Origin of the sequence: Chryseobacterium sp. NRRL B-14798 (assembly GCF_050470705.1) — a bacterium.
Lineage (GTDB): Bacteria > Bacteroidota > Bacteroidia > Flavobacteriales > Weeksellaceae > Chryseobacterium > Chryseobacterium cupriresistens.
Genome location: NZ_JBFLUL010000005.1, coordinates 3482001 through 3506449 on the forward strand (window position 1 = coordinate 3482001; position 24449 = coordinate 3506449).

The 24449-nt window shown below is 37.2% G+C and carries 29 protein-coding genes; 21 read left to right on the forward strand and 8 right to left on the reverse strand.

Features of this window, described 5'->3' with window-relative positions; translation table 11 throughout:
* Nucleotides 1-147 precede the first annotated feature (147 nt).
* Genes AB1278_RS16060 through AB1278_RS16070 form a run of 3 tightly spaced genes read left to right on the forward strand, consistent with a single transcriptional unit; the run spans nucleotide 148 to nucleotide 3012 of the window.
* Complete coding sequence (locus AB1278_RS16060) at nucleotides 148-1491, forward strand: cytochrome ubiquinol oxidase subunit I (protein ID WP_395973013.1); 1344 nt, start codon at nucleotides 148-150, stop codon at nucleotides 1489-1491.
* Nucleotides 1488-2492: a cytochrome d ubiquinol oxidase subunit II gene (locus tag AB1278_RS16065; protein WP_411413681.1), complete on the forward strand. Its 1005-nt coding sequence runs from the start codon at nucleotides 1488-1490 to the stop codon at nucleotides 2490-2492. Before AB1278_RS16060 ends, AB1278_RS16065 begins: the two co-directional genes overlap by 4 nt.
* A 4-nt stretch (nucleotides 2493-2496) precedes the next feature.
* The gene (locus AB1278_RS16070; RefSeq protein WP_411413680.1) at nucleotides 2497-3012 is read left to right on the forward strand and encodes a ClbS/DfsB family four-helix bundle protein; all 516 of its coding nucleotides are present in this window, start codon (nucleotides 2497-2499) and stop codon (nucleotides 3010-3012) included.
* Nucleotides 3013-3048: 36 nt separating this feature from the next.
* Here the strand turns inward: AB1278_RS16070 and lysS are convergent, their stop codons facing one another.
* The 4 genes from lysS to AB1278_RS16090 all read right to left on the reverse strand — a co-directional run bounded on the left by lysS (nucleotide 3049) and on the right by AB1278_RS16090 (nucleotide 6434).
* Nucleotides 3049-4746, reverse strand: coding sequence for a lysine--tRNA ligase (gene lysS, locus AB1278_RS16075; RefSeq protein WP_411413679.1), 1698 nt, complete (start codon nucleotides 4744-4746; stop codon nucleotides 3049-3051).
* Nucleotides 4747-4920: 174 nt separating this feature from the next.
* A complete protein-coding gene (rlmF, locus tag AB1278_RS16080; protein WP_202844071.1) occupies nucleotides 4921-5850 on the reverse strand; it encodes a 23S rRNA (adenine(1618)-N(6))-methyltransferase RlmF in 930 nt (309 codons plus the stop codon).
* A gap of 3 nt (nucleotides 5851-5853) precedes the next feature.
* On the reverse strand, nucleotides 5854-6228 hold the full coding sequence (locus AB1278_RS16085; RefSeq protein WP_202844073.1) for a c-type cytochrome: 375 nt from the start codon (nucleotides 6226-6228) through the stop codon (nucleotides 5854-5856).
* Nucleotides 6228-6434: a hypothetical protein gene (locus AB1278_RS16090; RefSeq protein ID WP_202844074.1), complete on the reverse strand. Its 207-nt coding sequence runs from the start codon at nucleotides 6432-6434 to the stop codon at nucleotides 6228-6230. The genes AB1278_RS16085 and AB1278_RS16090 overlap by 1 nt, the downstream gene beginning before the upstream one ends.
* A gap of 202 nt (nucleotides 6435-6636) precedes the next feature.
* Between AB1278_RS16090 and AB1278_RS16095 the strand changes: the two genes are divergently transcribed.
* The 14 genes from AB1278_RS16095 to AB1278_RS16160 all read left to right on the forward strand — a co-directional run bounded on the left by AB1278_RS16095 (nucleotide 6637) and on the right by AB1278_RS16160 (nucleotide 18347).
* A complete protein-coding gene (locus AB1278_RS16095) occupies nucleotides 6637-7089 on the forward strand; it encodes a cupin domain-containing protein (protein WP_202844075.1) in 453 nt (150 codons plus the stop codon).
* A gap of 191 nt (nucleotides 7090-7280) precedes the next feature.
* Nucleotides 7281-7922 (forward strand): hypothetical protein, encoded by a 642-nt coding sequence (locus AB1278_RS16100; protein WP_202844076.1) that lies wholly within the window; start codon nucleotides 7281-7283, stop codon nucleotides 7920-7922.
* A 244-nt stretch (nucleotides 7923-8166) separates the two neighbouring features.
* Nucleotides 8167-9591: an anthranilate synthase component I family protein gene (locus tag AB1278_RS16105; RefSeq protein WP_429815642.1), complete on the forward strand. Its 1425-nt coding sequence runs from the start codon at nucleotides 8167-8169 to the stop codon at nucleotides 9589-9591.
* Between the two features lie 52 nt (nucleotides 9592-9643).
* A complete protein-coding gene (locus AB1278_RS16110) occupies nucleotides 9644-10246 on the forward strand; it encodes an anthranilate synthase component II (RefSeq protein ID WP_202844078.1) in 603 nt (200 codons plus the stop codon).
* Between the two features lie 41 nt (nucleotides 10247-10287).
* On the forward strand, nucleotides 10288-11274 hold the full coding sequence (gene trpD / locus AB1278_RS16115) for an anthranilate phosphoribosyltransferase (protein ID WP_429815645.1): 987 nt from the start codon (nucleotides 10288-10290) through the stop codon (nucleotides 11272-11274).
* Nucleotides 11275-11333: 59 nt separating this feature from the next.
* Complete coding sequence (gene trpC, locus AB1278_RS16120; protein ID WP_429815648.1) at nucleotides 11334-12107, forward strand: indole-3-glycerol phosphate synthase TrpC; 774 nt, start codon at nucleotides 11334-11336, stop codon at nucleotides 12105-12107.
* An 11-nt stretch (nucleotides 12108-12118) separates the two neighbouring features.
* Nucleotides 12119-12802 (forward strand): phosphoribosylanthranilate isomerase, encoded by a 684-nt coding sequence (locus AB1278_RS16125; RefSeq protein ID WP_429815651.1) that lies wholly within the window; start codon nucleotides 12119-12121, stop codon nucleotides 12800-12802.
* 18 nt (nucleotides 12803-12820) lie between these two features.
* Nucleotides 12821-13330 (forward strand): hypothetical protein, encoded by a 510-nt coding sequence (locus tag AB1278_RS16130; protein ID WP_110009430.1) that lies wholly within the window; start codon nucleotides 12821-12823, stop codon nucleotides 13328-13330.
* The gene (locus AB1278_RS16135; RefSeq protein WP_429815654.1) at nucleotides 13327-13872 is read left to right on the forward strand and encodes a GNAT family N-acetyltransferase; all 546 of its coding nucleotides are present in this window, start codon (nucleotides 13327-13329) and stop codon (nucleotides 13870-13872) included. The genes AB1278_RS16130 and AB1278_RS16135 overlap by 4 nt, the downstream gene beginning before the upstream one ends.
* Nucleotides 13873-13875: 3 nt before the next feature.
* Entirely contained in the window at nucleotides 13876-15054 is a 1179-nt protein-coding gene (gene trpB, locus AB1278_RS16140; RefSeq protein WP_429815657.1) for a tryptophan synthase subunit beta, read from the forward strand.
* Between the two features lie 96 nt (nucleotides 15055-15150).
* On the forward strand, nucleotides 15151-15885 hold the full coding sequence (trpA, locus tag AB1278_RS16145; protein ID WP_429815660.1) for a tryptophan synthase subunit alpha: 735 nt from the start codon (nucleotides 15151-15153) through the stop codon (nucleotides 15883-15885).
* A 31-nt stretch (nucleotides 15886-15916) separates the two neighbouring features.
* A complete protein-coding gene (gene lipB / locus AB1278_RS16150; RefSeq protein WP_346563670.1) occupies nucleotides 15917-16645 on the forward strand; it encodes a lipoyl(octanoyl) transferase LipB in 729 nt (242 codons plus the stop codon).
* A 360-nt stretch (nucleotides 16646-17005) separates the two neighbouring features.
* Complete coding sequence (locus tag AB1278_RS16155) at nucleotides 17006-17965, forward strand: protein-glutamine glutaminase (protein ID WP_202844099.1); 960 nt, start codon at nucleotides 17006-17008, stop codon at nucleotides 17963-17965.
* Nucleotides 17966-18071: 106 nt separating this feature from the next.
* A complete protein-coding gene (locus AB1278_RS16160) occupies nucleotides 18072-18347 on the forward strand; it encodes a hypothetical protein (RefSeq protein WP_147367537.1) in 276 nt (91 codons plus the stop codon).
* Nucleotides 18348-18353: 6 nt separating this feature from the next.
* On the opposite strand, the gene AB1278_RS16165 is transcribed toward AB1278_RS16160, so the two are convergent.
* Entirely contained in the window at nucleotides 18354-19106 is a 753-nt protein-coding gene (locus tag AB1278_RS16165) for an SDR family oxidoreductase (RefSeq protein ID WP_216445003.1), read from the reverse strand.
* Between the two features lie 275 nt (nucleotides 19107-19381).
* On the opposite strand from AB1278_RS16165, the gene AB1278_RS16170 reads away from it, so the two are divergent.
* The 4 genes from AB1278_RS16170 to AB1278_RS16185 all read left to right on the forward strand — a co-directional run bounded on the left by AB1278_RS16170 (nucleotide 19382) and on the right by AB1278_RS16185 (nucleotide 21530).
* A complete protein-coding gene (locus tag AB1278_RS16170) occupies nucleotides 19382-20014 on the forward strand; it encodes an NAD(P)H-dependent oxidoreductase (RefSeq protein WP_062670959.1) in 633 nt (210 codons plus the stop codon).
* A 32-nt stretch (nucleotides 20015-20046) separates the two neighbouring features.
* Nucleotides 20047-20484 carry a MarR family winged helix-turn-helix transcriptional regulator gene (locus AB1278_RS16175; RefSeq protein ID WP_062670961.1) on the forward strand — a complete coding sequence of 146 codons (438 nt, stop codon included), beginning with the start codon at nucleotides 20047-20049 and terminating at the stop codon, nucleotides 20482-20484.
* Nucleotides 20481-20906: an organic hydroperoxide resistance protein gene (locus tag AB1278_RS16180; protein ID WP_062670963.1), complete on the forward strand. Its 426-nt coding sequence runs from the start codon at nucleotides 20481-20483 to the stop codon at nucleotides 20904-20906. The genes AB1278_RS16175 and AB1278_RS16180 overlap by 4 nt, the downstream gene beginning before the upstream one ends.
* Nucleotides 20907-21095: 189 nt before the next feature.
* Nucleotides 21096-21530, forward strand: a complete 435-nt coding sequence (locus AB1278_RS16185; RefSeq protein WP_216445004.1) for a hypothetical protein — start codon at nucleotides 21096-21098, stop codon at nucleotides 21528-21530.
* 67 nt (nucleotides 21531-21597) lie between these two features.
* Here the strand turns inward: AB1278_RS16185 and AB1278_RS16190 are convergent, their stop codons facing one another.
* The 3 genes from AB1278_RS16190 to AB1278_RS16200 form a co-directional block, all read right to left on the reverse strand.
* Nucleotides 21598-22233, reverse strand: a complete 636-nt coding sequence (locus tag AB1278_RS16190; protein ID WP_062670967.1) for a peptide deformylase — start codon at nucleotides 22231-22233, stop codon at nucleotides 21598-21600.
* 197 nt (nucleotides 22234-22430) lie between these two features.
* Nucleotides 22431-23303: a ChaN family lipoprotein gene (locus tag AB1278_RS16195; RefSeq protein ID WP_429815669.1), complete on the reverse strand. Its 873-nt coding sequence runs from the start codon at nucleotides 23301-23303 to the stop codon at nucleotides 22431-22433.
* A 117-nt stretch (nucleotides 23304-23420) separates the two neighbouring features.
* Nucleotides 23421-24449: a hemin-degrading factor gene (locus tag AB1278_RS16200; RefSeq protein WP_429815672.1), complete on the reverse strand. Its 1029-nt coding sequence runs from the start codon at nucleotides 24447-24449 to the stop codon at nucleotides 23421-23423.

The window sequence follows — 24449 nt, forward strand, 5'->3', positions numbered from 1 at the left end:
AAAATGTGGAGTTTTCTTTAGAAAATAAGGATTAGTGAGCCGGTAAAAGAAACAAAATTAAAATGTATTGATGAGATAGCAACTGTTGTAAATCATATTCAACATCAATAATTTATGCTTAAATTTATTATCTGAAAAGTTGAAATTATGGATGATTTTATTGCAGCACGCGCTCAGATGGCACTCTCTCTGGGCTTTCATATCATATTCTCCTGTGTGGGTATGGTGATGCCTTTTCTGATGGCTTTTGCCCATTGGAAATATCTGAAAACCAATAACGAGGTATATAAAGGACTTACAAAAGCATGGAGTAAAGGGGTGGCTATCCTTTTTGCAACGGGAGCCGTTTCAGGAACAATGCTTTCTTTTGAACTTGGCCTTTTATGGCCCGGGTTTATGAAACATGCAGGTCCGATTTTCGGGATGCCTTTTTCTCTGGAAGGAACAGCCTTTTTCATCGAAGCGATTGCCATTGGTTTCTTTTTATACGGATGGGAAAGATTCAATAAATGGTTTCACTGGTTCTGTGGTTTTCTTGTAGGAGTAAGCGGGCTGGCTTCCGGAATTCTGGTGGTAGCAGCCAACTCATGGATGAATTCTCCCACCGGTTTTGATTATATTAACGGACAGTATCTTAATATAGATCCTATCAAAGCGATGTTCAATGATGCATGGTTTCCTCAGGCTCTTCATATGACAGTTGCTGCTTTTTGTGCAACAGGATTTGCAGTTGCAGGAGTTCATGCTTTTATGATTATGCGAAAAAGAAATATTGAATTCCATACCAAAGCTTTTAGAATTGCCGTAGGTTTTGCCTTGATCGGAGCATTCGGAGCACCTCTAAGCGGTGATGTTGCTGCAAAGTCGGTAGCAGAAAGACAGCCTATCAAACTGGCAGCTATGGAAGCTCATTTTGAAACGGAAAAAGGGGCTTCATTTGTGATTGGAGGAATTCCTGATGAAGAAAAAGAAGAAGTAAAATATGCAGTGAAAATTCCAAAAGTGTTGAGTTTTCTGGTAAGTAATGATTTTAATTCTGAAGTAAAAGGTCTTAAGGATTTCCCTAGAGATGAATGGCCTCCGATTGCAGTTGTTCATTATGCTTTTCAGATTATGATCTTCTTTGGTGTGATTATGATTGTTATTGGAGCTGTCTATTTGTATGCCTTCTTCTTCAGAAAAGAATGGCTGAATAAAAACTGGTTATTAAAAACCTTTTTAATCGCAACACCTTTTGGATATATTGCTCTGGAAGCGGGATGGACGGTAACAGAAGTAGGAAGACAGCCCTGGATTATTTATGGAATTATGAGGACAGCAGATGCGGTAACTCCTATGCCGGGAATACAGTATTCATTCTATTTCTTTACGGCTATTTTCGTATCATTATCATTGATCCTTGTTTTCCTTTTAAAGAGACAGATTCAAATGGTACCGAAGCTTTACGATCCTACCGATGCTCAGTTTAACGATAAAAACAAAAAATCATGATTTACATTGTAATAGGTTTTCTCTGGCTATCCATCTGTCTTTATATTATTCTGGGTGGAGCTGACTTTGGAGCAGGTATTGTAGAAATGTTCACCAATAAAAAAGCCCGCCATAAAACCCATGAGATTATGTATGAATCTATTGCTCCTGTTTGGGAAGCCAATCACATGTGGCTGATTATTGCCATCGTTATCCTTTTTGTTGGCTTTCCGGAGATTTATACCACTATGTCTACTTATCTTCACATTCCTTTAGTCTTAATGCTTTTAGGAATTATTGCAAGGGGAACAGCTTTTACGTTCAGGCATTATGATGCTGTGAAAGACAATTGGCAGGTTTTATACACTCATATTTTCTACTACGCAAGCCTTTTAACACCTTTCTTTTTAGGGTTAATTGCTGCTGCAACAGTTTCACATTCTATCAATCCTGATGCTGTAGGTTTTCTGGATTTGTATGTATTCAGCTGGCTGAACTGGTTTGGGGTTTCTGTGGGCTTATTTACGGTAGCCCTTTGTGCTTATCTTGCATCTATATTTTCATTAAGAGAAACCCGTGATAAGGCCGATCTTTTGTTAATGATAAGAAAATCCAAGCAGACCATGATCTTTGTTGTGATAACCGGAATACTGGTATTCGCAACCGCTTATATTTCAGACATTCCTCTTTTGATGTGGGTATTTTCTAAACCTTTGGGTATTATGGCGATTGCTTTTGCCACCATTGCCTTGTTGCTTATTCTAAGAGCGATGAACCGTCAGAAGCTGCTTCCCGTACGTGCTTTGGCAGGATTCCAGATGGTGATGATTTTAGTAGCGGCAACGTATCAGCATAATCCGGATATTATTTTATTAGGAAACGGACAGCATCTTTCATTACTGGAACATATGGCTCCTGAAAAAACTATCGCTGCATTGGGATGGGCATTGATGCTGGGATCACTATTTATTCTTCCTTTCTTATTTTATCTGATGGCTTCTTTCAGTAAGTTAAGAAAATAAATATATGCAGACTTATAAAGACAAAACAGAACTCATTGAAGAGCTAAAGAAAAGATATCTTCTCTATGATCAGGAATTTAATGATATCAAAGAAGAGGACAAAGATCTTTTGCAGCCGGGAGTTGATAAAACTCCATCACAAAATATTTCCTATCAATTGGGTTGGACTCACCTCCTTTTACAATGGGAATCTGATGAAAGCAAAGGAATTGAAGTAAAAACTCCCACTCCTGAATACAAATGGAATAACCTGGGAGGATTGTACCAGTCTTTTTATAATCAATATGGTTCTCATACTTTACAAGAACAAAGAGAACTGCTTCGAAATCAGGTGGATGAAATTATCAACTGGATAGAAAGCCTTGATGATGATATACTATTTATTCCTGGCAAAAGAAAATGGGCAACTACTCCCGCCCAATGGCCGGTCTGGAGATGGATTCATATCAATACCGTGGCTCCGTTTAAAAACTTCAGGGCACAGCTTCGGAAATGGAAAAAAGAAAAAGGTACAGCATAGCACTGTACCTTTTTTATTTATGTTTTCTGAGAAATCTTAAGCCAGTTTCATCAAAAGATTTTCATCAATCTTCTCCACTTTCACAATATTGTTTTTTGTTAAATTCTTGGAAGCTTTATCCCATTTTTTACCGGATAACTGGCTTCTTTCTTTTACTTCAGCCAAAGCCATTGGCTCTTCCTGAGAATTAAGGATTTCAAGGATTACTTTTTCATCCTCTCCTAATTCAATTTGTGGAACTGCTTTTTCAGGTCTCATCTGAGGGAAGAATAATACTTCCTGGATTGAGGCATTATTCGTTAAGAACATAATTAATCTGTCCATACCGATTCCTAATCCTGAAGTTGGTGGCATACCGTATTCCAGCGCTCTTAAGAAGTCCTGATCGATGAACATCGCTTCATCATCTCCTCTTTCAGATAACGCCATCTGTGCTTCAAAACGTTCTCTCTGATCGATAGGATCATTAAGCTCTGAATATGCATTAGCGATTTCTTTACCGCATACCATTAATTCAAAACGCTCTGTTAAACCTTCTTTGCTTCTGTGTTTCTTTGTCAGTGGAGACATTTCGATCGGATAATCCGTAATGAAAGTTGGCTGAATGAAGTTTCCTTCACATTTCTCACCGAAGATCTCATCGATTAATTTTCCTTTACCCATCGTCTCATTTACTTCGATACCGATAGACTTGGCGAAATCATATAATTCCTGCTCAGTTTTTCCGGTAATATCGAAGCCTGTAAACTTCAGGATCGCTTCTGTCATGGAAACTCTTGGATAAGGAGCTTTGAAATCTACTTCATGTTCCCCGAATGTAGCTTTTGTAGTTCCGTTTACCTGGATAGCACAGAATTCCAGTAATTTCTCAGTGAAATCCATCATCCAGTTATAATCTTTGTAAGCTACATAGATTTCCATAGCGGTAAACTCAGGGTTGTGAGTTCTGTCCATTCCTTCATTTCTGAAGTTTTTAGAGAACTCGTATACTCCGTCAAAACCACCTACGATCAGTCTTTTCAGATATAATTCGTTGGCAATTCTTAAATATAATGGAATATCCAGCGCATTGTGGTGCGTGATAAACGGTTTAGCTGCTGCTCCACCAGGAATTGACTGTAGAATTGGTGTTTCCACTTCAAAATACCCTGCATCATTAAAGAATGTTCTCATGGCATTGAACAATTTTGTTCTTTTCACGAAAATTTCTTTTACCTGTGGGTTTACCGTTAAATCTACGTAACGCTGTCTGTATCTTAATTCAGGATCTGTAAAACCATCGTGTACTACTCCGTTTTCATCAGTTTTAGCCTGAGGCAGCGGGCGTAAAGCCTTTGTAAGAAGCGTAAAGTTTTTCACTAAAACCGTCTTCTCTCCTACCTGAGTAGTAAACAATTCCCCCTCAATACCGATAATATCTCCAATATCCAGAAGGTGTTTGTATACTTCATTATACAGTTCTTTATCTTCACCGGGACAGATCTCGTCTCTGTTGAAGTAAACCTGGATTTTTCCTTTAGAATCCTGCAATTCTGCAAAAGAAGCCTTTCCTTGAATTCTGCGGGACATCAATCTACCAGCGATCTTCACCTGTTTACTTTCAGAAAAATCCTGTTTTATAGATTCTGTAGTATCTGTAATTGTATACTCATCCGCAGGGAACGCATTAATCCCCATTTCAGTAAGCTTATTCAGCTTTTCTCTTCTAATGATTTCTTGTTCTGATAATTGCATTTCTTATTTTTCTAAAAGCGTACAAATTTAGGCATTTTTGACATGACCGTCAATGGCTTTTTTAAGAAATTTTAAAAAGTGGTAAAGATGCGGGGTATTGGGGTTCGGGATACGTGTTTAGAGATCAAAGATTTGAATGATTGTGCTATAACATTAAACTTTGAACTTTGAATTTTAAATCAACCAGCTTTTTCTGTCTTTTCGGGGAATAAACGTCCACGCCAGCATTCTGCTTACTTTTTGTCCCTGAGCCATATCAATAGTTCTCACCTCTACAGCATTTACTTTCTTTAAAAGATTGTTGAGTTTATTGAGATTGTCTTTTTTCGAAACCAGACACGTGAACCAAAGAACCTGTGATGAAAACAATGTGCTTTCATTGATCATTTTAGTAATAAAAGCAAGTTCACCACCTTCACACCAAAGTTCAGACTGCTGTCCGCTGAAGTTAAGAAGAGGTTTCGTTTTCTTTGATTTACTAAGATTTTTTGTTTTTCTGATATTCCCTTTCATGGCAGATTCTTCAGAATCATGAAAAGGAGGATTGCACATGGTGAAAGTAAATCTGTCTTCCGGACCAATGATATTGGTAAAGATATGATCAGCATCAGGCTGGCTTTTTAACTGAATAACAGAGGAAAGATCTTCATTTTGATCCAGAATGTGTTGAGCATTTTTCAAAGAATCCTGGTTGATATCCGTTCCCAGAATGGTCCAGCCATAAGATTTGCAGCTGATTAAAGGATACACGAGATTCGCGCCTGTTCCTATGTCTAATCCTTTTACAGAATTTCCTGTGGGAATTTTGTTAAGTGGTTCACCTAATAGATCGGCAATATAATGTACATAGTCTGCTCTTCCCGGGATCGGTGGACAAAGATTGGTATCGGGAATATCCCAGCCTTTAATGTTGTAGAAATGTAAGAGTAAGGCTTTATTGAGCAGTTTAACTGCTTGAGGAATGCTGAAATTAATGGTTACTGTCTGATAGGCATTTGTAAAAACATAGTGTTTCAGTTCCGGCACACAAGAAATAAGCTGATCAAAATCGTAGGAATTACGATGCAGATTTCTTGTGTGCAGACTGGATTTTTCAGCAGACATATTTTATTTCTTCTGACTTAAAATATATTCCACCATTTTTTTGGCATCTTCTTTAGATACCTGAGGATGGGCAGCCATAGGGACATTTCCCCATACTCCACTTCCGCCTTCTATAATTTTGGAAGCCAGCAGTTCAGTATCCTTTTCAGAGTACTTTCCTGCAATTTCCTGATAAGAAGGTCCTATCATTCTCTCATTCACAGAATGGCAGCCTGAGCAGTCCAATGTTTCCATGATCTGATCACCGGAAAGATTAGATTGAGCAGGTTCTGAAACAGCTGTAGTTTCAGAAGAAGATGCCACTTCTGCTGTATTTTCTTTTTTAGAACAGGAAATGATCATAAGCCCCAGTGTTCCTGCCAAAAGTATTTTTTTCATTATTTCTTCGCTGTAGAATCTGTTTTAGCAGCTTCAGGTGCAGTTGCAGCAGCTGGAGCAGCAGTTTTAGCAGTAGAATCTACCACAGTAGTTGCTTCCGGTTCCTCAAGCATTGTGTTGCTATCCTGTAAAGAGTGATCTGGCTTTTTTTTGCAGCTTGCTAATAATAAACCTCCGATAAATGCGATTGCTAATACTTTTTTCATTTTTTTCTAATTTGGAAGCAAAAATATAAAAAATAAACTTTTAAACTTATGACAAATGTTTTCTTTAGGAAATATTTTTGAGATCAGGATCTTAACAACTGATAAAAAAAATAATTCAAACATGGGAGAATTTTAAATCAGGTTAGTATTTTTGTATATCGGATGATCCGAGCCAAAAATCAACGTATTAATTTAAAAATGTATGACCAGAAAACATGTATTGGGTACAGCTTGCTTTGCTATACTCTCTTCTTTCCTTTTTTCATGTGATAATTCATCCAATGAACCACAATCAGAATATTCTGATAAAATTGAATCGGTGACGCTTTTAAAAACGACAAAATCCTGGGACGGAACTACGTATCCTGCTTACCCCGCAACTCAGCCGGAAATTTCAGTCCTTAAAATTGCTGTACCTCCCAACTCGGCACTGAGCTGGCATAAACATCCTGTGATTAATGCTGCTTATGTAGAAAAAGGTGAAATTCAGATTGAAAGAAAAGAGGATGGAAAAACGCAATGGATAAGAAAAGGTCAGGTACTTCCTGAAATGGTTAATACCGGCCACAGAGGTAAAACCGGAGACCTCGGAGCAACGCTGATTGTTTTCTACAGCGGAACTCCGGATATTCCTTTATCTGAGCCAGTACAATAAATAGTTCAAACGCCAGGTTCGCAAAGTAATGATGATAAAAATTTATTTTTTTGTTCGCAAAGGCACTTCATTCAGCTAATAACAGCTCTTTTGCTAAGTTAAACGCCCTTGTGATCATTTTAACAGTCATTTAATAACATCTTTGCGATCTCAGCGTTTAAATAAAAGATTATTATAGTTATCTTTAATCCATGATTTTAATTTCAAAAATTCTGTTTTTCACCAGCCATCATGGTTTTTATACTGTGGTTCTGTTGTTTGCATTCTTTGGATTGCTCTCCTATCTGACCAAAAAAGCATGGTTTTTGATTCCGATCATTCCACTTGCTATATTGAATGGTTTTGGAGGACAGTTTCTAAATGCATGGTTTTTAAACAAATACGGAGTAGAAAGCACAGCTATTATCACCTCTGATGTAGAAACCAATTCTACTCTGAATGACATGTACATCCACGATTATGAAGCCATTGTAAAGAAACAGGACGGAAAATATACCACTACCTTTTTCTCCACTACTACTGCAGCCATTTATCCTATCAGAAATTCAATCAGAATTCCGGGTGATAAGGATATTCCTGTAAAATACATTCCAGGATATGAAAAAAACATGGTCATCCTTTATGATCAATCCAGGGAAGGAAAAATTGTATTACAAAATGAAAAAATGGTTCCTGTGAATTCTGCAAGAATCAAATATGAAGCAGACAGAACAAATAAACAATTCATTGAAGAATATATTGCTGCATTGGAAGATTATGTAAAAGACTATGATGATGAAACTTACAGAGAAAAAATCAAAGTATTGAAACAAGAACTCAAACAGCTTAAATAAGAGGTTTCAATGTTAAGTTTTTTTATTTTCAGAAATTTTTTCGTCTTTGTATAAAAAAAATTTCTACATTTGTCCTATGTTTAAAATGAACAACAATATTTGGTGGTGGCTTTCAAACTCTTCGTCGGGTCTGAAGGTATTGTCATGTTGTTAATTACAGCAGAAATAATCAAAAAACAATATATAGGCTTTGACGGATACCGTTAAAGCCTTTTTTTATTCCTTAATCTCAAAAAACAATAAAATGTTGACCAAAACAATTACAATAAAAACCGTTTCGAAAAAAACACTGGGAGACCTTCATACTCCCATGAATATTTACCTTAAGATCAGGGATAAATTCCGTGATACGATTCTTCTGGAAAGTTCAGATTCAAAAAGTATTGATAATAACTTTTCCTTCATCGCCGTGAATGCCATTGCCGGAATTGAGGTGAAAAATCTTAACGAATATGAAATCAAGATTCCTTCTTCTGCTCCCGTAAAGCAATTTATTATGGAGCGAAATATAACAGATGTATTTGAAGAGTTCCGTCAGATTTTTAAATGTGAAGAAACCAATGATCCTATTGAGCAGACGGCTCAGAGCCTTTTTGGCTACACAAGTTTTGAAGCAGTACAGTTTTTTGAAAACATCAGCCTTAAAGCACAAAGCAAGGAAGTAGAGATTCCTGTTTTAAGGTATAGATTGTACCAATATGTGATTGCTATCAATCATTTTAATGATGAAATGTATATTATTGAAAACTGTATTGATGGCGTAAAATCTGAATTCCATCTGTTGGAAAACCTCATTAAAAATCAGAATACTCCGGTTTACCCATTTGAGAAAACAAGCGAAGAAACATCTAATATTACAGATGAAGAGTATATTGAACTGGTAAAAACAGCTCAGAAACACTGTATGCGCGGAGATGTCTTCCAGCTGGTTCTGAGCAGAAGATTTGAACAGAAATTCAAAGGTGATGAGTTCAACGTGTATCGTGCTTTGAGAAATATCAATCCTTCTCCTTACTTATTCTATTTTGATTACGGAAATTACAAATTATTCGGATCGAGTCCTGAAAGCCAGTTAATCATCAAAAACAATAAAGCAATTATTCACCCGATTGCAGGAACATCTAAAAGAACAGGAAATTTTGAAGCTGACCTTGAAGCTATTGAAGTTCTGAAAGCTGATCCTAAAGAAAACGCAGAACATACCATGCTGGTGGATCTGGCAAGAAATGATCTTGGAAAACTTGGAAAAAATGTAACGGTTACCAAGCTTAAAGAAATCCAGCTGTTCTCGCATGTTATTCATATGGTAAGTGAGGTGACTGCAGATGTTGCTGATGACATCAATCCTCTGGAAATGGTTTCCGCTACTTTCCCTCAGGGAACACTGAGCGGTGCACCCAAGCATAAAGCGCTTCAGCTGATCAATCAATATGAAAAAGATTCCCGCGGCTATTATGGCGGCTGTATCGGAATCATCGGACTGAACGGAACCTGCAACCAGGCCATTATGATCAGAACTTTCTTAAGTAAAAACAATACCTTATTTTATCAGGCTGGTGCCGGTCTTGTAGCAAAATCTGTCCCTGAAAGTGAATTACAGGAAGTCAACAACAAACTGAATGCACTGAAAAAAGCAGTAGAAAAAGCAGAAAAAATAGTTGAAAAATAAACCCACCAGCTAGCAACAAAAAAAAACCAGCAACTATCTAACAAAAAAAGCAATGAACAGCAATATAAACACTCAGCAGACGCCACTTAAAGTTCTCGTTTTCGACAATTACGACAGCTTTACCTATAACCTTGTTCAGATTATTGAAAGAATTCTGAACCAAAGAGTAGATGTGGTAAGAAACGATGAAATTACCCTTGAAGAGATTGGAAAATACGACAAAATCATCCTTTCTCCCGGTCCCGGAATTCCTGAAGAAGCAGGTATTTTATTAGACCTTATTAAAGAATATGCTCCTTCAAAAAGTATCCTTGGAGTATGTCTCGGACAGCAGGCCATTGCTGAAGCTTTCGGAGGAAGTCTGATCAACCTGTCTGAAATCTTTCACGGAGTGGCTACCACTACCGATCTGGTGAAAGAAGATACCAAATTATTTAAGGATTTACATTCAGGATTGGAAGTAGGAAGATACCACAGCTGGGCAGTCAATACTGAAGATTTTCCGGAAGAACTGGAAATTACGGCTGTAGATAAAGATGGAATGATCATGGCTTTGCAGCACAAAACCTATGATGTACACGGAGTACAGTTTCACCCTGAAAGCATTTTAACGCCGGAAGGAGAAGTAATCATTAAAAACTTTCTGTTGTCATGAAAACCTTAGAAAGTCCTTCAACAACCATAAAAATACCACAAATGAAAGAAATACTTCAATACCTGTTCAACCATAATACGCTTTCAAAATCAGAAGCGAAGGCTACCATGATTGAGATTGCACAGAATAAATTCAACGCTGCGGAAGTGACTGCTTTTATCAGTGTTTTTCTGATGCGGAATATCACATTGAAAGAGCTGGAAGGTTTCAGAGAAGCATTATTACAGATGGCTGTTCCTGTAAACATCGATGCCAGTGATGCGATTGATATTGTAGGAACCGGAGGAGACGGAAAAGATACCATCAATATATCCACTCTGGCCAGTTTTGTAGTAGCCGGAGCCGGACAGAAGGTAATAAAACATGGAAATTACGGTGCTTCTACCACTACAGGCTCTTCCAATGTACTGGAAGAACTGGGATACCAGTTTAAAAACAACTCAGAACAATTGAATGAAGATCTTGAAAGGGCTAACATCTGCTTTTTGCACGCTCCTTATTTTCATCCTGCGCTGCAATCTGTTGGATTATTAAGAAAATCGCTGGGATTAAGAACTTTCTTTAACCTTTTGGGTCCTTTGGTCAATCCGGCAAAGCCCCGATATTCAATGATTGGAGTTTATAATCTGGAAATTGCAAGAATTTATCAGTATCTTCTTCAAAAGGAAGAACGTGAATTTATTCTGGTACATGGTCTTGACGGATATGATGAAATAAGTCTTACCGGCGACAGCAAAATCATCACCAAAAACGGAGAAGAAATTTATTCTGCAGAAGATTTAGGTTTCAATCCGGTAACGCTGGAAGATATTAAAGCAGGAAACTCCATTCGGGAAACGGCAAAAATATTTATGAATATTCTGGAAGGAAACGGTACAGAACAGCAGAACTCAGTAATTCTTGCCAACGCTTCAGCCGCACTTTACAACACCCATAAATTCGGGACCTATGATAATTGTCTTCTCATGGCTGATGAAAGTCTGCAAAGCGGAAAAGCATTGAATAGTTTTAATCTTTTGATCCAATAAGATTCACCATTCATTTGCAAAGCAAAATTCACTATTGACTACATTACAGACACAAAAAAATGACTATACTGGATAAAATTATTGAACGAAAAAAAGAGGAGGTTGCTGCTGCAAAATTGCGCATTTCCCTCGACCGGTTAAAAGACACCTCTTTTTTTGGAAGACCAACCAATTCATTAAAAGAATCTATCAAAAATAAGAGCGGAATTATCGCTGAATTTAAGAGACAATCACCTTCAAAAGGGATCATCAATAATAATGTACAGCCTTTGGAAGTAGTTTCTGCTTACGAAAATTCTGGAGCCAGCGGAGTTTCTATCCTGACTGATCATGATTTTTTCGGAGGAGATTTAAATGATATTCTCACTGTAAGAAATGACATCAATATTCCGATTCTGCGAAAAGATTTTATGATTGATGAATACCAGTTTTATGAAGCTAAAAGCATCGGTGCTGATGTTGTCCTGCTGATCGCATCGTGCCTTTCACCGGATCAGGTACAGGAATTCACAGAATTAGCTCACCAACTGAAAATGGAGGTTTTACTGGAAATTCATACAGAAGATGAACTGAAGCATTTCAATTCAGAAATTGATTTGGCAGGCATTAATAACAGAAACCTTAAAGATTTTAAAGTAGATCTTCAGCATTCCGTTCAGCTGAAAAACCAGCTTCCAAAAGGCGTTTTGTCTGTTGCAGAAAGCGGTATTTACAATCTTAAAGATTTTCAGTTTTTAAAAGAAAAAGGATTTGACGGTTTCCTGATGGGAGAATATTTCATGAAAAATACAGATCCGGCCAAAGCTTTTGAAGAATTTGCTTCTCAAATTTAAACTCAATAACAATGAACCTGCAACCTACAACCTCAAACCTGCCACCTCAACTCAAAGTCTGCGGTCTTACAAAACCGGATCAGATTCAGGAATTGATTGCTATGAAAACAGATTTTCTCGGTTTTATCTTCTATGAAAAATCACCGAGGTATGTTTTGAATCATCTGAGTCTGGAAGAACTCTCAAGTATTGACCACCAGGGAAAAGTGGGCGTTTTTGTTAATGAAGAAGCAGATATCATTGTAAAGATCGTTCAGTCTGCAGATTTGAATTTTGTACAGCTTCATGGTGATGAAAATAACGATTTTATTGCTGAACTAAGACAAAAACTGAATCCTAAGGTTGGAATCATTAAAGTAATCAGAATAGGAAATATTGATGCTGATAACAAAGATAAAATAGCACAAACTCTTTCCTCCAACCAGCAACCTGTCACCTACTACCTATTCGATACAGACAGTAAAGCATTTGGCGGAACGGGAAAACAATTCGACTGGAATATTCTGAATGAATTTGAGATTCCACTGCCCTACTTTCTAAGCGGCGGAATTTCTGAAGATAATATCTGTGATGTAAAAACATTGAAGCAACAGCCTTTCGCTTTGGATATCAATTCAAAGTTTGAAACAGAACCCGGCAGTAAAAATATTGACAGGATAAAAAAATTTAAAACCCAATTTCAACAAAATAAATAACACATAAAAAACACAAGGATGAATATACATTTGCTAAAAAAGACATTTTATAAAACATTATTTCCGCCTAAATTCGGGAATGAAAAAATCCAGAATCTGTACCACTTTGTTGCACAGAACGACAGCAATACAGAACATTGGGAAGCAGGTGGATTATTGTCTGATTTCATTTGTATTATTAAAGATTTTGAAGAAAGTGATATCCAGTATTTTTTTGAAAGAATCAGTTTATGGAACAGTTATTATCTGGTTATTATTTCAGATAAATTTTTGGAAAACCATGTAAAATCCAGTGTAAAGTATGACCTGGGATTGATTTATTCTAAAATTTTTCTGCTTTACGAGGATTCCGATCCTTATTTTCTGATTGACAACCTTGAAATTGCCATTACCATGTATCAGTCGAAAATAGATAAAGCAACCTTAATTGACTTAATGCATAAAATAGAATTATTATATTATAAAAAGCTGATTACCAAACAGCAGTACGATTACCATCTCACATTTATTAATAGTTTGAACCCATGAAATATCACGTAAAAGAAACGAAAGATTTAACAGAAGCCGAAATAAAGCACATCCTGGAACTTTGGGATATTTCCGCATGGAACACCATGAAATCATCCTACTTCCGCTCTTTTTTTAAAGACTCGGAATTTCATTTTCTGATGGATGCGGATGAAAGCATATTGGCCATTATGAGAGTGAATTTTGATTTCACCTTACAAATAGAAAACACATCATATACATTCGCAGAAGCTGTAGGACTTGTGGCAGCTCATAAAAAGAAAGGATATGGTGCTGCATTGGTAAACAATTTCAAAGAAAATGTTATTCAGAGAAATTTAGAGACAATTGGTTTCTGCCATTCGGATCTGCGTCCTTTTTATGAAAAGTGTGACATCGAAATTCTTCATGATAAAGCTAGAATGATCAAAGAAAGTATCGGCTCGGAGTGGGTAAATTCTGAAGATGATGATATTTTGATTTTTCATACCTCGCAGAAAAGAAAAGAGCTGCTCAACCGGCTGAGTTCACAAAACAATGCTTATTTAATAACTAAAGAATAAAAAATGAATTATAAAAACCCCGATGAAAACGGATATTATGGAGAGTTTGGAGGTGCTTTTATCCCCGAAATGCTCTATCCTAATGTAGAAGAACTGCAAAAAAACTATCTCGAAATCATAGAGTCTGAAGATTTTCAGGCCGAGTATCAGGATTTGCTGAAAAACTATGTTGGGCGGGCCACTCCTTTATATTTTGCTAAAAATTTAAGTCAGAAATACAAGACTCAGATCTATCTGAAACGGGAGGATCTCAACCATACCGGAGCTCATAAAATCAATAATGCCCTGGGCCAGGTTTTATTAGCGAAACGTCTTGGAAAAACCAGGATTATTGCAGAAACCGGAGCCGGACAGCATGGCGTTGCTACCGCTACAGCATGTGCTTTACTGGGTTTGGAATGTATCGTCTATATGGGAGAAGTTGATATCCAGAGACAGGCTCCCAATGTAGCGAGAATGAAAATGCTTGGAGCAGAAGTAGTGGCTGCCACTTCAGGTTCAAAAACCCTGAAAGATGCAGTAAATGAAGCATTAAGAGACTGGATCAACAATCCTGTGACGACTCATTATGTGATTGGAAGTGTAGTGGGACCTCATCCTTTTCCGGATCTTGTAGCACGATTCCAGAGTATTATTTCAAAGGAAATCAAAGAACAGCTGAAAGAGAAAATCGGAAGAGAAAATCCGGATTATGTGATTGCCTGTGTAGGTGGAGGAAGTAATGCAGCAGGGACCTTTTATCATTTCGTAGAGGAAAAAGAGGTGAAAATCATTGCTGCTGAAGCCGGAGGATTGGGAGTGGATTCCGGAAAATCCGCTGCTACCACTTTCCTGGGAACGCTTGGTGTTCTTCACGGAAGCAAAAGTCTTGTAATGCAGACAGAAGACGGCCAGGTTATTGAGCCCCACTCTATTTCTGCCGGACTGGATTACCCGGGAATCGGGCCTTTTCACGCGCATTTATTTAAAGAAAAAAGAGCTGAATTCTTTAGCATTAATGATGATGAAGCTTTGAAATGTGCCTTTGAACTCACCAGACTGGAAGGAATTATCCCTGCACTGGAAAGCTCTCATGCGCTGGCTGTTCTGGATAAGAAGAAATTTAATGAAAATGATGTTGTGGTCATTTGCCTGAGCGGCCGTGGAGATAAGGATATGGAAACATATCTGAAGAATTTGTAAAATGTCGGATGTAAAATGTACAATGTACTTTCTCACCTGAGTTTAATACTACTTTATACATTGTACTTTGTACGTTATACTTTAATACAATAAAAAATGAAAAAACTAAATATATACTTCACAGCAGGAATTCCACAACTGGAAGATACCGCTGATATTATACAACTGATTCAGGATTCCGGAGCAGATATGATTGAAATCGGAATGCCTTATTCTGATCCTGTAGCAGACGGCCCTGTCATTCAGAAAGCTCACGAACTGGCTTTACAAAACGGAATGACGATCGAAAAACTGTTATCTCAGCTAAAAGCCATCAAAGACAAAATCAACATTCCAATTATTCTGATGGGATATATCAATCCGGTATTGAGTTTCGGATTTGAGAAATTCTGTGCAGCATGTTCGGAAAGTGGTGTTTCAGGGCTGATCCTTCCTGATCTTCCTCCTATTGAGTTTGAGAAAAACTATCAGCATATCTTAAAACAATTTAATCTTAATTTCACTTTCCTTGTAACACCGGAAACCTCCGATGAAAGAATGATCTATCTGGATTCATTAAGTTCAGGATTTCTGTACGCAGTAAGCTCTTCTTCCACTACCGGAAATGAAAATGCGGTTTTAAAGAATGAGGACTATCTTTCCAGGCTCGCTGCTCTTCCACTTAAAAATCCGGTGATGATTGGGTTTGGAATTAAATCGAAAGAAGACTTCGAAAATGTAACGGAAAAAGCGGATGGCGGTATCATCGGAACTGCTTTTGTAAATATTTTACTTCAGGATAGAGACTGGAAGAAGAATGCCATAGATTTTATCCATTCCATAAAAGGGTAAAATTCACTAAATTTGTATATCAAAAATTGAAATGAATACAAATCAAAATAAAGCAGTAGAATTTGAAGATTTAGGAGTCAAAGAATATCAGCCAGCCTGGGATTATCAGGAACAGCTGATGAAAAACATCATTGATACCAAAATAAAAAACAGAGATCTTCCTGCGGAACAGCATAGTATTACTCCCAACCACCTTCTTTTCGTAGAGCATCCTCACGTGTACACGTTAGGAAAAAGCGGACATGAAGAAAATATGCTTGCCGGTATTGATAAGCTGAAAGAAATTGAGGCTACCTTCGTGAAAGTAAACCGCGGTGGAGATATTACCTATCATGGCTATGGACAAGTTGTAGGTTATCCTATTCTGGATCTTGAAAATTTTTTCACTGATATTCATTTATATATGAGGAATCTGGAAGAAGTGATCATCAGAACCATTGCCGAATATGGTATTAAAGGAGAACGCTCGCCGGGAGAGACCGGAGTATGGCTGGATGTGGGAAAACCATACGCCAGAAAAATGTGTGCCATGGGAGTGAAAGCTTCCCGTTGGGTAACTCTTCACGGCTTTGCACTGAATGTGAATACGGATATGCGTTATTTTGAATACATTATTCCATGTGGGATCAAAGATAAGCAGGTTACTTCTTTAAAAAGAGAGCTTGAAAGAGAACTGACACCAGAAGAAATGGAAGAACTGAAAGCAAAGATCAGAAAGCATTTCGCGGATGTTTTTCAGGCAGAATTGATTTATAAATAGTCAAGTTTACTTACAATAAAATGAGCCCGGTTTCAATCGTTGAAACCGGGCTTTTAGTTTTATGATAATGTTATTTTTATTCACCTTGACTATCCACAACGTTTGTTATTCAGTAGGAATCCAGACTGCAAGGTTAAAAAAACATTATTTTAATTTTTTTTATTTTTCTTGAATATTTCTATAAAAATGATCATTTTTTCATCTTTTTAAATATTATAAAATCAATAAAACAACAAAATAATGTATTTTTTTCAAAAAAATATTGCATATATTTTAATTTTTATTACTTTTAATGTCACAAATAAGTGAACTATCATAATTAAAATGTTCACTGAAAACTAACCACAAAATATAAAAACTATGAAAAAATTTCTGTTATCCATGATGGTATTCGTGACGGTACTGTCAGTGAATTCCTGCTCAGATTCAGCTGCCAACCAGGATCCTAATCTTGTAGCCAAGGAGTCTAATGAAATTGCAATGAAAGATTTCGGCAAAACTGTTCCGGTAGGGATTGAAAAAGAAGATGGAAAATTTAAAATCTCATTTATGGTTACTGCACAGCCGTATGAAATTGCGGACAGTAAAGAGAATGCAGGTTATATCTCCATGATCAGACAGGCTGTTGAAAACGAAACTCCTGTTCATGTTTTCCTTAAAGCTAATACCAATAAAATTGCAAAAGTAGAAAAAGCAACTGCTGATGACATCCGTTATTTCAAATCGGTATTCAACAAAGAAGAAAGAGGAGAAAGTAACAAGGCAGTAAGTGTTATTCCTAATCTTGCTACATTAAACAGTCTTTTTACCCAGATCAAAAACCAGGCTTGTGGAACTTCTACGGCATCTTCACCATGTATCACATTCAGATATCCGGTGGATGGATGCTATGCAAGAGCCCACAAAATGAGACAGATCCTTTTGAATGCAGGCTATGATTGCGAAAAGCAATTCGTGTATGGTAACCTTAGAGCGTCTACCGGAACATGCTGCGTTTCATGGGTATATCACGTAGCCATTTTGGTAAGCTTCAAAAATGCATCAGGAATTGTTGAGAAAAGAATCATTGATCCGTCATTATTCTCCAGCGGACCGGTAACCGATTCTGCATGGAGAGTTGCTTGCACCAACACAAGCTGTGGGTCTGCTTCAGTATCTTCTTATGCCAATACTGCAGGAAACGTATACTACAGAAGTCCATCAGGATCTCTGTTATATGATAACAATTATGTGAATACCAACTGTGTATTGAACATATTCTCATCCCTTTCCGGATGTTCTCCTTCCCCTGCACCTAGTGTAGCGAGCTGTGGATTCTAACTAATTTATATAGAGCTCCTGCCGATATTTTGATATATTGCAGGAGCTTTTTTACTTAATCCTTTTTATTATGAAAGCCTGGTCCTGTTTACTATTACTTTTTATTATGATTACATCGTGTTCCGGTAATTCCACTCCGCAGAATTTAACCTGGTATAATAATGCCACTATTTCCGATATTACTGAAGATCCGGACAAACCCAATGAAGTGGTGCGTGTCGCTATTGGAATCAGTGCGCAGGTTTTTTATCTCTCTAAAAAGTCACCGGAATATAAGAGCCTGATGGAAAAAGCAACCCAAAGCTTTAAAAAAGGTAAGGCCTATAATATTGGTATTGAAAATAAAACCAATATCATCAAAGAAATTAAAGAGGTCAAATAATCAGGATTATCTGATCACAGAAATTCCGGCATCCACTTTTATCTCCGCTCCATGGATATAGGACGCTTCTTCTGAAGCCAGAAACAGAACTACACTGGCTATTTCTGAAGGCTCTCCCTGTCTTTTAAAAGGAATTGTCGGAATAATATCATCAATAGCGCTTTCTATCTGCTCTCCGGTTAAACCTGTATTATTAAAAATATTGGTTTTGATATGTCCGGGACTTACTCCATTCACACGGATTCCACGTTCTGTAAGTTCTACAGCAAAAGTTTTGATCATTGACTGCACTGCAGATTTGGCTGCAGAATACACCGAAAAATTAGGCATCGCAATATCCGTTGCCACTGAAGTATTGAAAATAACAGAGCTTCCGCTTTTCATTAATGGCAACATCTGCTGTACCGTAAAAAACGGTCCTTTCACCAGCATATTAAATAATTCGTCAAACTGATTTTCATCCACATATTCCACAGGTGCAAATCTTCCGTATCCTGCATTGGCAAAAACCAGATCAATATGTTCTGTATATTTTCTGACTTCCTGCTGAAGATTCATCAAATCTTTTATATTCCCAGCGTTAGATACGATTCCGAAGGCATTTTCTCCAAGCTTTTCCAAAGCATTATTCACGGTTTCTTCACTTCTGCCTGTAATAATGACTTTCCCTCCTTCTTCTATAAATTTCTGAGCGGTAGCCAGACCCATTCCATTGGTTCCTCCCGTAATTAAGGCGGTTTTGTTTTTAAATCTCTGCATTGTTTTTAGTTTAAAATTCTATGACAAATATTGGAATTCATAGGCTTTGAAAAAATCCGAATCATGCGGAAATGAATAAAATTGAAACTAAAATTTCTTACTGTCATCTTCATTATTTCACCTTTTTAAAGTTTATCAATAATTGCTATCAATAAAATCATTTAAAATTAAATTGTACACAATTAAATTGACTGTATATTTGTACTGTTAATTTACTTCAACAATAAATAGAGGTGATAAAAAACAAAGTAGTTTAATTTAAAAACAAAATAAAAATGTCATTAATAGAAAATCTAAACTGGAGACACGCTGTAAAAGCTTATGATCCTACCAAAAAAGTTTCACAGGAAGACCTTAATACTATTTTAGAATCAGCAAGACTGGCTCCTACTTCGTCGGGCTTACAACCGTTCAGAATTATTGTAGTGGAAAATCAGGAACTGAAAGAAAAAATGGTAGCAGGTGCATTGAACCCTGAAGTAATGAGAGATTCTTCTCACGTTTTGGTCTTTGCAGCATGGGACAGTTATTCTAATGAAAAAATTGACAAAGTTTACGATTATCATACAGATGTAAGAGATCTTCCGAGAGGCCGCTTTGGAAGCTATACCGATAAAATCAAAGAAATATATGGCGCACAGACTCCTGAAGAGCATTTTGCACACACTGCCCGCCAGACTTATATTGCCTTAGGAATTGCCCTTGCACAAGCCGCAGAGCTTAAAATCGACAGTACTCCGGCAGAAGGATTCAGCAATGAGGTGGTAGATGAAGTACTGGGATTAAAAGAATTAGGACTGAAAAGTGTAAGTCTTTTGTATCTTGGATACCGTGATGAGGCTAATGACTGGCTTTCTACTATGAAAAAAGTCAGAATTCCAATGGATGAATTTATCATAAAAAAGTAATACCTTCATCGAATCTTTCGTACTCAAAAATTATGGAAAATCCGAAAACACCCAAACTGGAAAACCAGATTTGCTTCCCGTTATATGTTATTGCCAAAGAGATTACAGGGCTTTACCGTCCTTTTCTTGATGAACTGGGCATTACCTATCCGCAATATCTTGTGATGATGATATTATGGGACGGTGACGGACTTACGGTAACCCATATCGGAGAAAAACTGTTTCTGGACAGTGGTACTTTGACCCCTCTTCTTAAAAGGCTGGAGTCTAAAGGATTTATTATCCGAAAAAGAAAAAAAGAGGACGAAAGAGTGGTTGAAGTATTTTTAGACGAAGCAGGAAAACAGCTTCAGCAGAAGGCATGTGAAATTCCGGGAAAAATTCAGGAAAAACTGGGAATACAACCGGAAGAGCTGTTGCACCTTAAAGACACCGTCTTAAAAATCTTAAACAAAATAGAAAATAAATGAAAACGTTATATACAACTCAGGTCACTGCTCAAGGAGGAAGAAACGGACATGTGAAGAGTGAAAACGGAGTGCTGGATCTTGATGTAAGAATGCCGAAAGCTTTAGGAGGAGCCAATGATGATTTTGCCAATCCTGAAATGCTTTTTGCAGCGGGATATTCTGCCTGTTTCGACAGCGCTCTGAACAGAGTGATCAGTCTTTCTAAAGTAAAAACCGGAGAAACTACAGTAACCGCTCAAGTCAGCATAGGCCAGCTTGAGAATGGAGGCTTCGGACTGGCAGCAGAACTGGATGTGAACATCCCTGGAGTTTCTATTGAGGAAGCACAGGCTTTGACAGAAAAAGCACACCAGATCTGTCCTTATTCTAATGCGACCAGAAATAATATGGAGGTGAAACTATCAGTCACCAACAACGATTAATCCAATTTTTTTAAGCATAGTTATAACGAAAGGAGCTGTTTCCATGGAAACAGCTCCTTTTTATTTTAGTTTCCCACAGATTTCGCAGATGGGCACAGAGGATTAAGGATATTTTTATGTATATAGTGTTTAAGAATATCATTCATCATTTATAACTCAATATGATATAAAATAGAGTAATTTTGTGTCATGGAAATCATTATAGATATTGTATGCCAGGTGTATGCAGGGCAAAAATCAAGAGAGACGATTGATCTTGTTCTAAACACATTCCTTCCCGGATATGAAAAATTAAATCTCGATTATACTTTCCCAAGGCACGACAAAGATTATATTTTTAAAACAGAAGATGAAATGATTGGTTATTTCATCGAAAACCCTGCCCTTGACCAAACTTTTTACTGGAATAAATATCATGATAATCCGGACAAAATAATGGTGGGTGCCAATATTACAGATGATGACAGGCTTATTATGAGCCTAACAATGGACACTACGGAAGAGAAAAGAGATATGTACTTCAATAAACTAAAAGAAGTTTTACAATCAGATATCGGGGTAATTACCTATGTATATCCCGCAGGTTATGAAGATGGAGAAGATTTCATTGTAAAATATGGTTAGAAACATACATTTACTTAGCCTTATAACAACTTCTCATCATTCATCATTCATTATTTATAATTCATCATTACCTTCTGTCTTTATTTACATCACTTTTCTGATAGGCATCTACTTTTTTATAGGAATCATTTTTCTCTTTTTCCTTTTTATCGGAAATCAGGATGCCGAAAAGGTGGTCGATTTCATGCTGGAAAATCACCGCAGTAAAACCTTCTACGATTTCTGAATATTTCTGTCCTTTCAAATCCACATATTCCAGTTGGATAACTTTGCTTCTGTAAAACTGATCTCTGAAATCAGGAATAGATAAATCACCTTCGGGGCCAAGATTCTGCAGATCGGAACGCCATACAATGACCGGGTTAATAAAATATTCCAGCGGTGTTCCTTCCTTATCAAAACGCTGTACCCAAATGATCTTTCTGTTGATTCCCACCTGAGGAGCAGCAATGCCTACTCCACCATCTGTTGAAAGAAGAGATTCTTTCATCCTTTTTACCAGAACAGCTGTATTCGGATCAAGAGGATCTGCTTCTGAAGAAATGTTCAGCAGGGTTTGGTGCTGATTATTATCTGTCGTCTGATAGATGGGTAACGCCGTGTTTACATCTCCCTGATTGATGATTGAAACTTCACTGGAGGTGAGTTTCTGAGCATTAAAAAATCCGGTAAAAAAGATCAGCAGGATAGGGATTTTTTTCATATGTTTTTGAATCTGATACAAAGGTAAATATTGTGGTGTAAAAATAATTTATTTAGCAATGAATTTTAAGTTTTGGCTAAAGCCAATGGAATTTTGATATAAAAAAATGAACGGGCTAAAGCCCGTTCCTATTGAATGAATGCAATTGAAATTATTTAATTCATAATAAGATCTGCTCAATCCGCATCATCTTCTTATTAAAAAGTCTTCGTCATATCCGCAGGAATAATCAGATTGAAATCTGTCGGGATATAATCTTTGGCAGGTACTTTCAGTTCGGGATCGTCTGATTCAAAAACAGAAATTACGGCCATTTTCAAATTAGGATTTTTCTGTTTGATATACCAATAGATTCCTCCAAATTCTTTACTGTGATAGTTACCGTTGTAGTGGATGAAGGTTTTTCCGGCCTGGTAGCTTTTCAGGATAGATTCAGCCATTGTAGCATCTTTTACAGCCTGAGCTGAAATGAAATTCATCACTTTGGTTCCTTCTGCATGATCTCCCATCATCTTTTTCATTTCCGGATATCCTGGAGTGTCTAACGTTACTTTAATCGGCAGCTGGGCAATGTAGGTTTTCTCTTTTTCGCTTAATTTATTCAAGGATTCAAGACCTTCTTTGGCGGTTTGAGAGGCATATCTTCTTGGGATATTGGTAGCAACAAAATTTAGCTTCTTATCCTTAGCAAAATCTACCAAAGGCTTGTAATCGGTTGCATAATTGTTCCACAAACGGGCAGAATCCTTCAAAGTCTTAGCATCAAACCTTCCGTTTAAATATTGATCCAGCTGCACCTGATTATCTCTCTCAAACATCTCTGCTCCCAGAATAAGCTGTCCGTTCTTTTTCGCAAACAAAGCTTCCGTAATCTTCAGCTGAAGCCAGTGGTTGATGGAACTGTTATGATTTTCCCCAAAAAAGACCACATCATAATCCGCCAGTTCTTTTACCAGCTTTTCTGTCTTTACTTCTTTTCCTTTTTTATCATAAAACTGATATGCTTTTAAATCCTGTGCTTTCAATGTACAGAAACCAGCCAGCAGTATCGCTATGAAAATATGTTTCATTTTATTTTATATTTAATCACAAATTACACAAATATTCCTGCACTTGCGGATTGTTTCAATAAAAAAGACCGCTTTGAATTTTACAAACAAAACGGTCTCATTCAAATCATCTAATTATTATTTCTCTAAAGCTGCTACAAGGTCCTTCCACTCCTGAAGCTCAGGAATTCCAGGTTTTCTTTTTCCAAAGAACTGAACGATAAAGTCTCCTTCTTTGTTGAATACTTCGATAGCGGTTACTTCTCCGTCTTCAGTCGGTTTTTTCACGATCCACGCTTCTGCAATTTTCGTTACGTCAAGATGTAAGTTGAAATCAGGATCCATTACATTGAACCATTGCTGGTGCCAAAGTGTTTTCTTCACATTTCCTGTGTGGATCTGGATAATCCCTCTGTTTCCAACGAAAACCATGATTGGAACGTTCTTTTCAGAAGCATCTTCAAGGATATTCACCACTTTCGCATTATCAATTTTCTTAGCAAATCCTTCCGGAGCCAATCTTAATGCCTGCGTTCTGCTTACTCCATATTTTCTGGTCATCATGAAGAAATCATGAGTATCTTTCAATTCTGTCCAGGCTTTTTTAAAGCCTTCTACATCAATGTCTGAATCTGCTTTTTCAGCCTGTTTTGGAGCGATTGCTTCAAAAGCCAATGCCTGATTCTGATCTTCTGCTCTGAATTTTTCTACGATCGCATCGAAAGCAGCATCATTACTGTCTTTTGTCAAATAAATCTTGTGAAGTGCCAGTCCGTCTTTTCCGAAAAACTGAAGGCTTTTCTTCTCTCCTTCCAGTACTGCAAAAGCAAATTTCCAGTGGTTAAGGAAAATTCTGAGATCGATATCTTCACCCACAAAAAGCTGTGCATGAGGACTGCTGAAATCTCCGTTCAGGTAAGTCCCTTTTCTTTCATGAACACATTCATCATTACGGGTAAGCGCCATTACTTTTCCCAACTGCTCAGCTTCTGTAAGGATTCCCTGGAAATCCGGGTTCAGGACAGTAACGCCTTCTCCTATGCTTGTTGCCAACAATTCTGCCTCACTTACTTCTAACTGTGCTGCTGCATTTCTTATTCTGATATGTGGATTTTCTGCTTTCAGAGCTTCCCATTTTTCCTTTAAATCATTAACTAATGTGCTCAT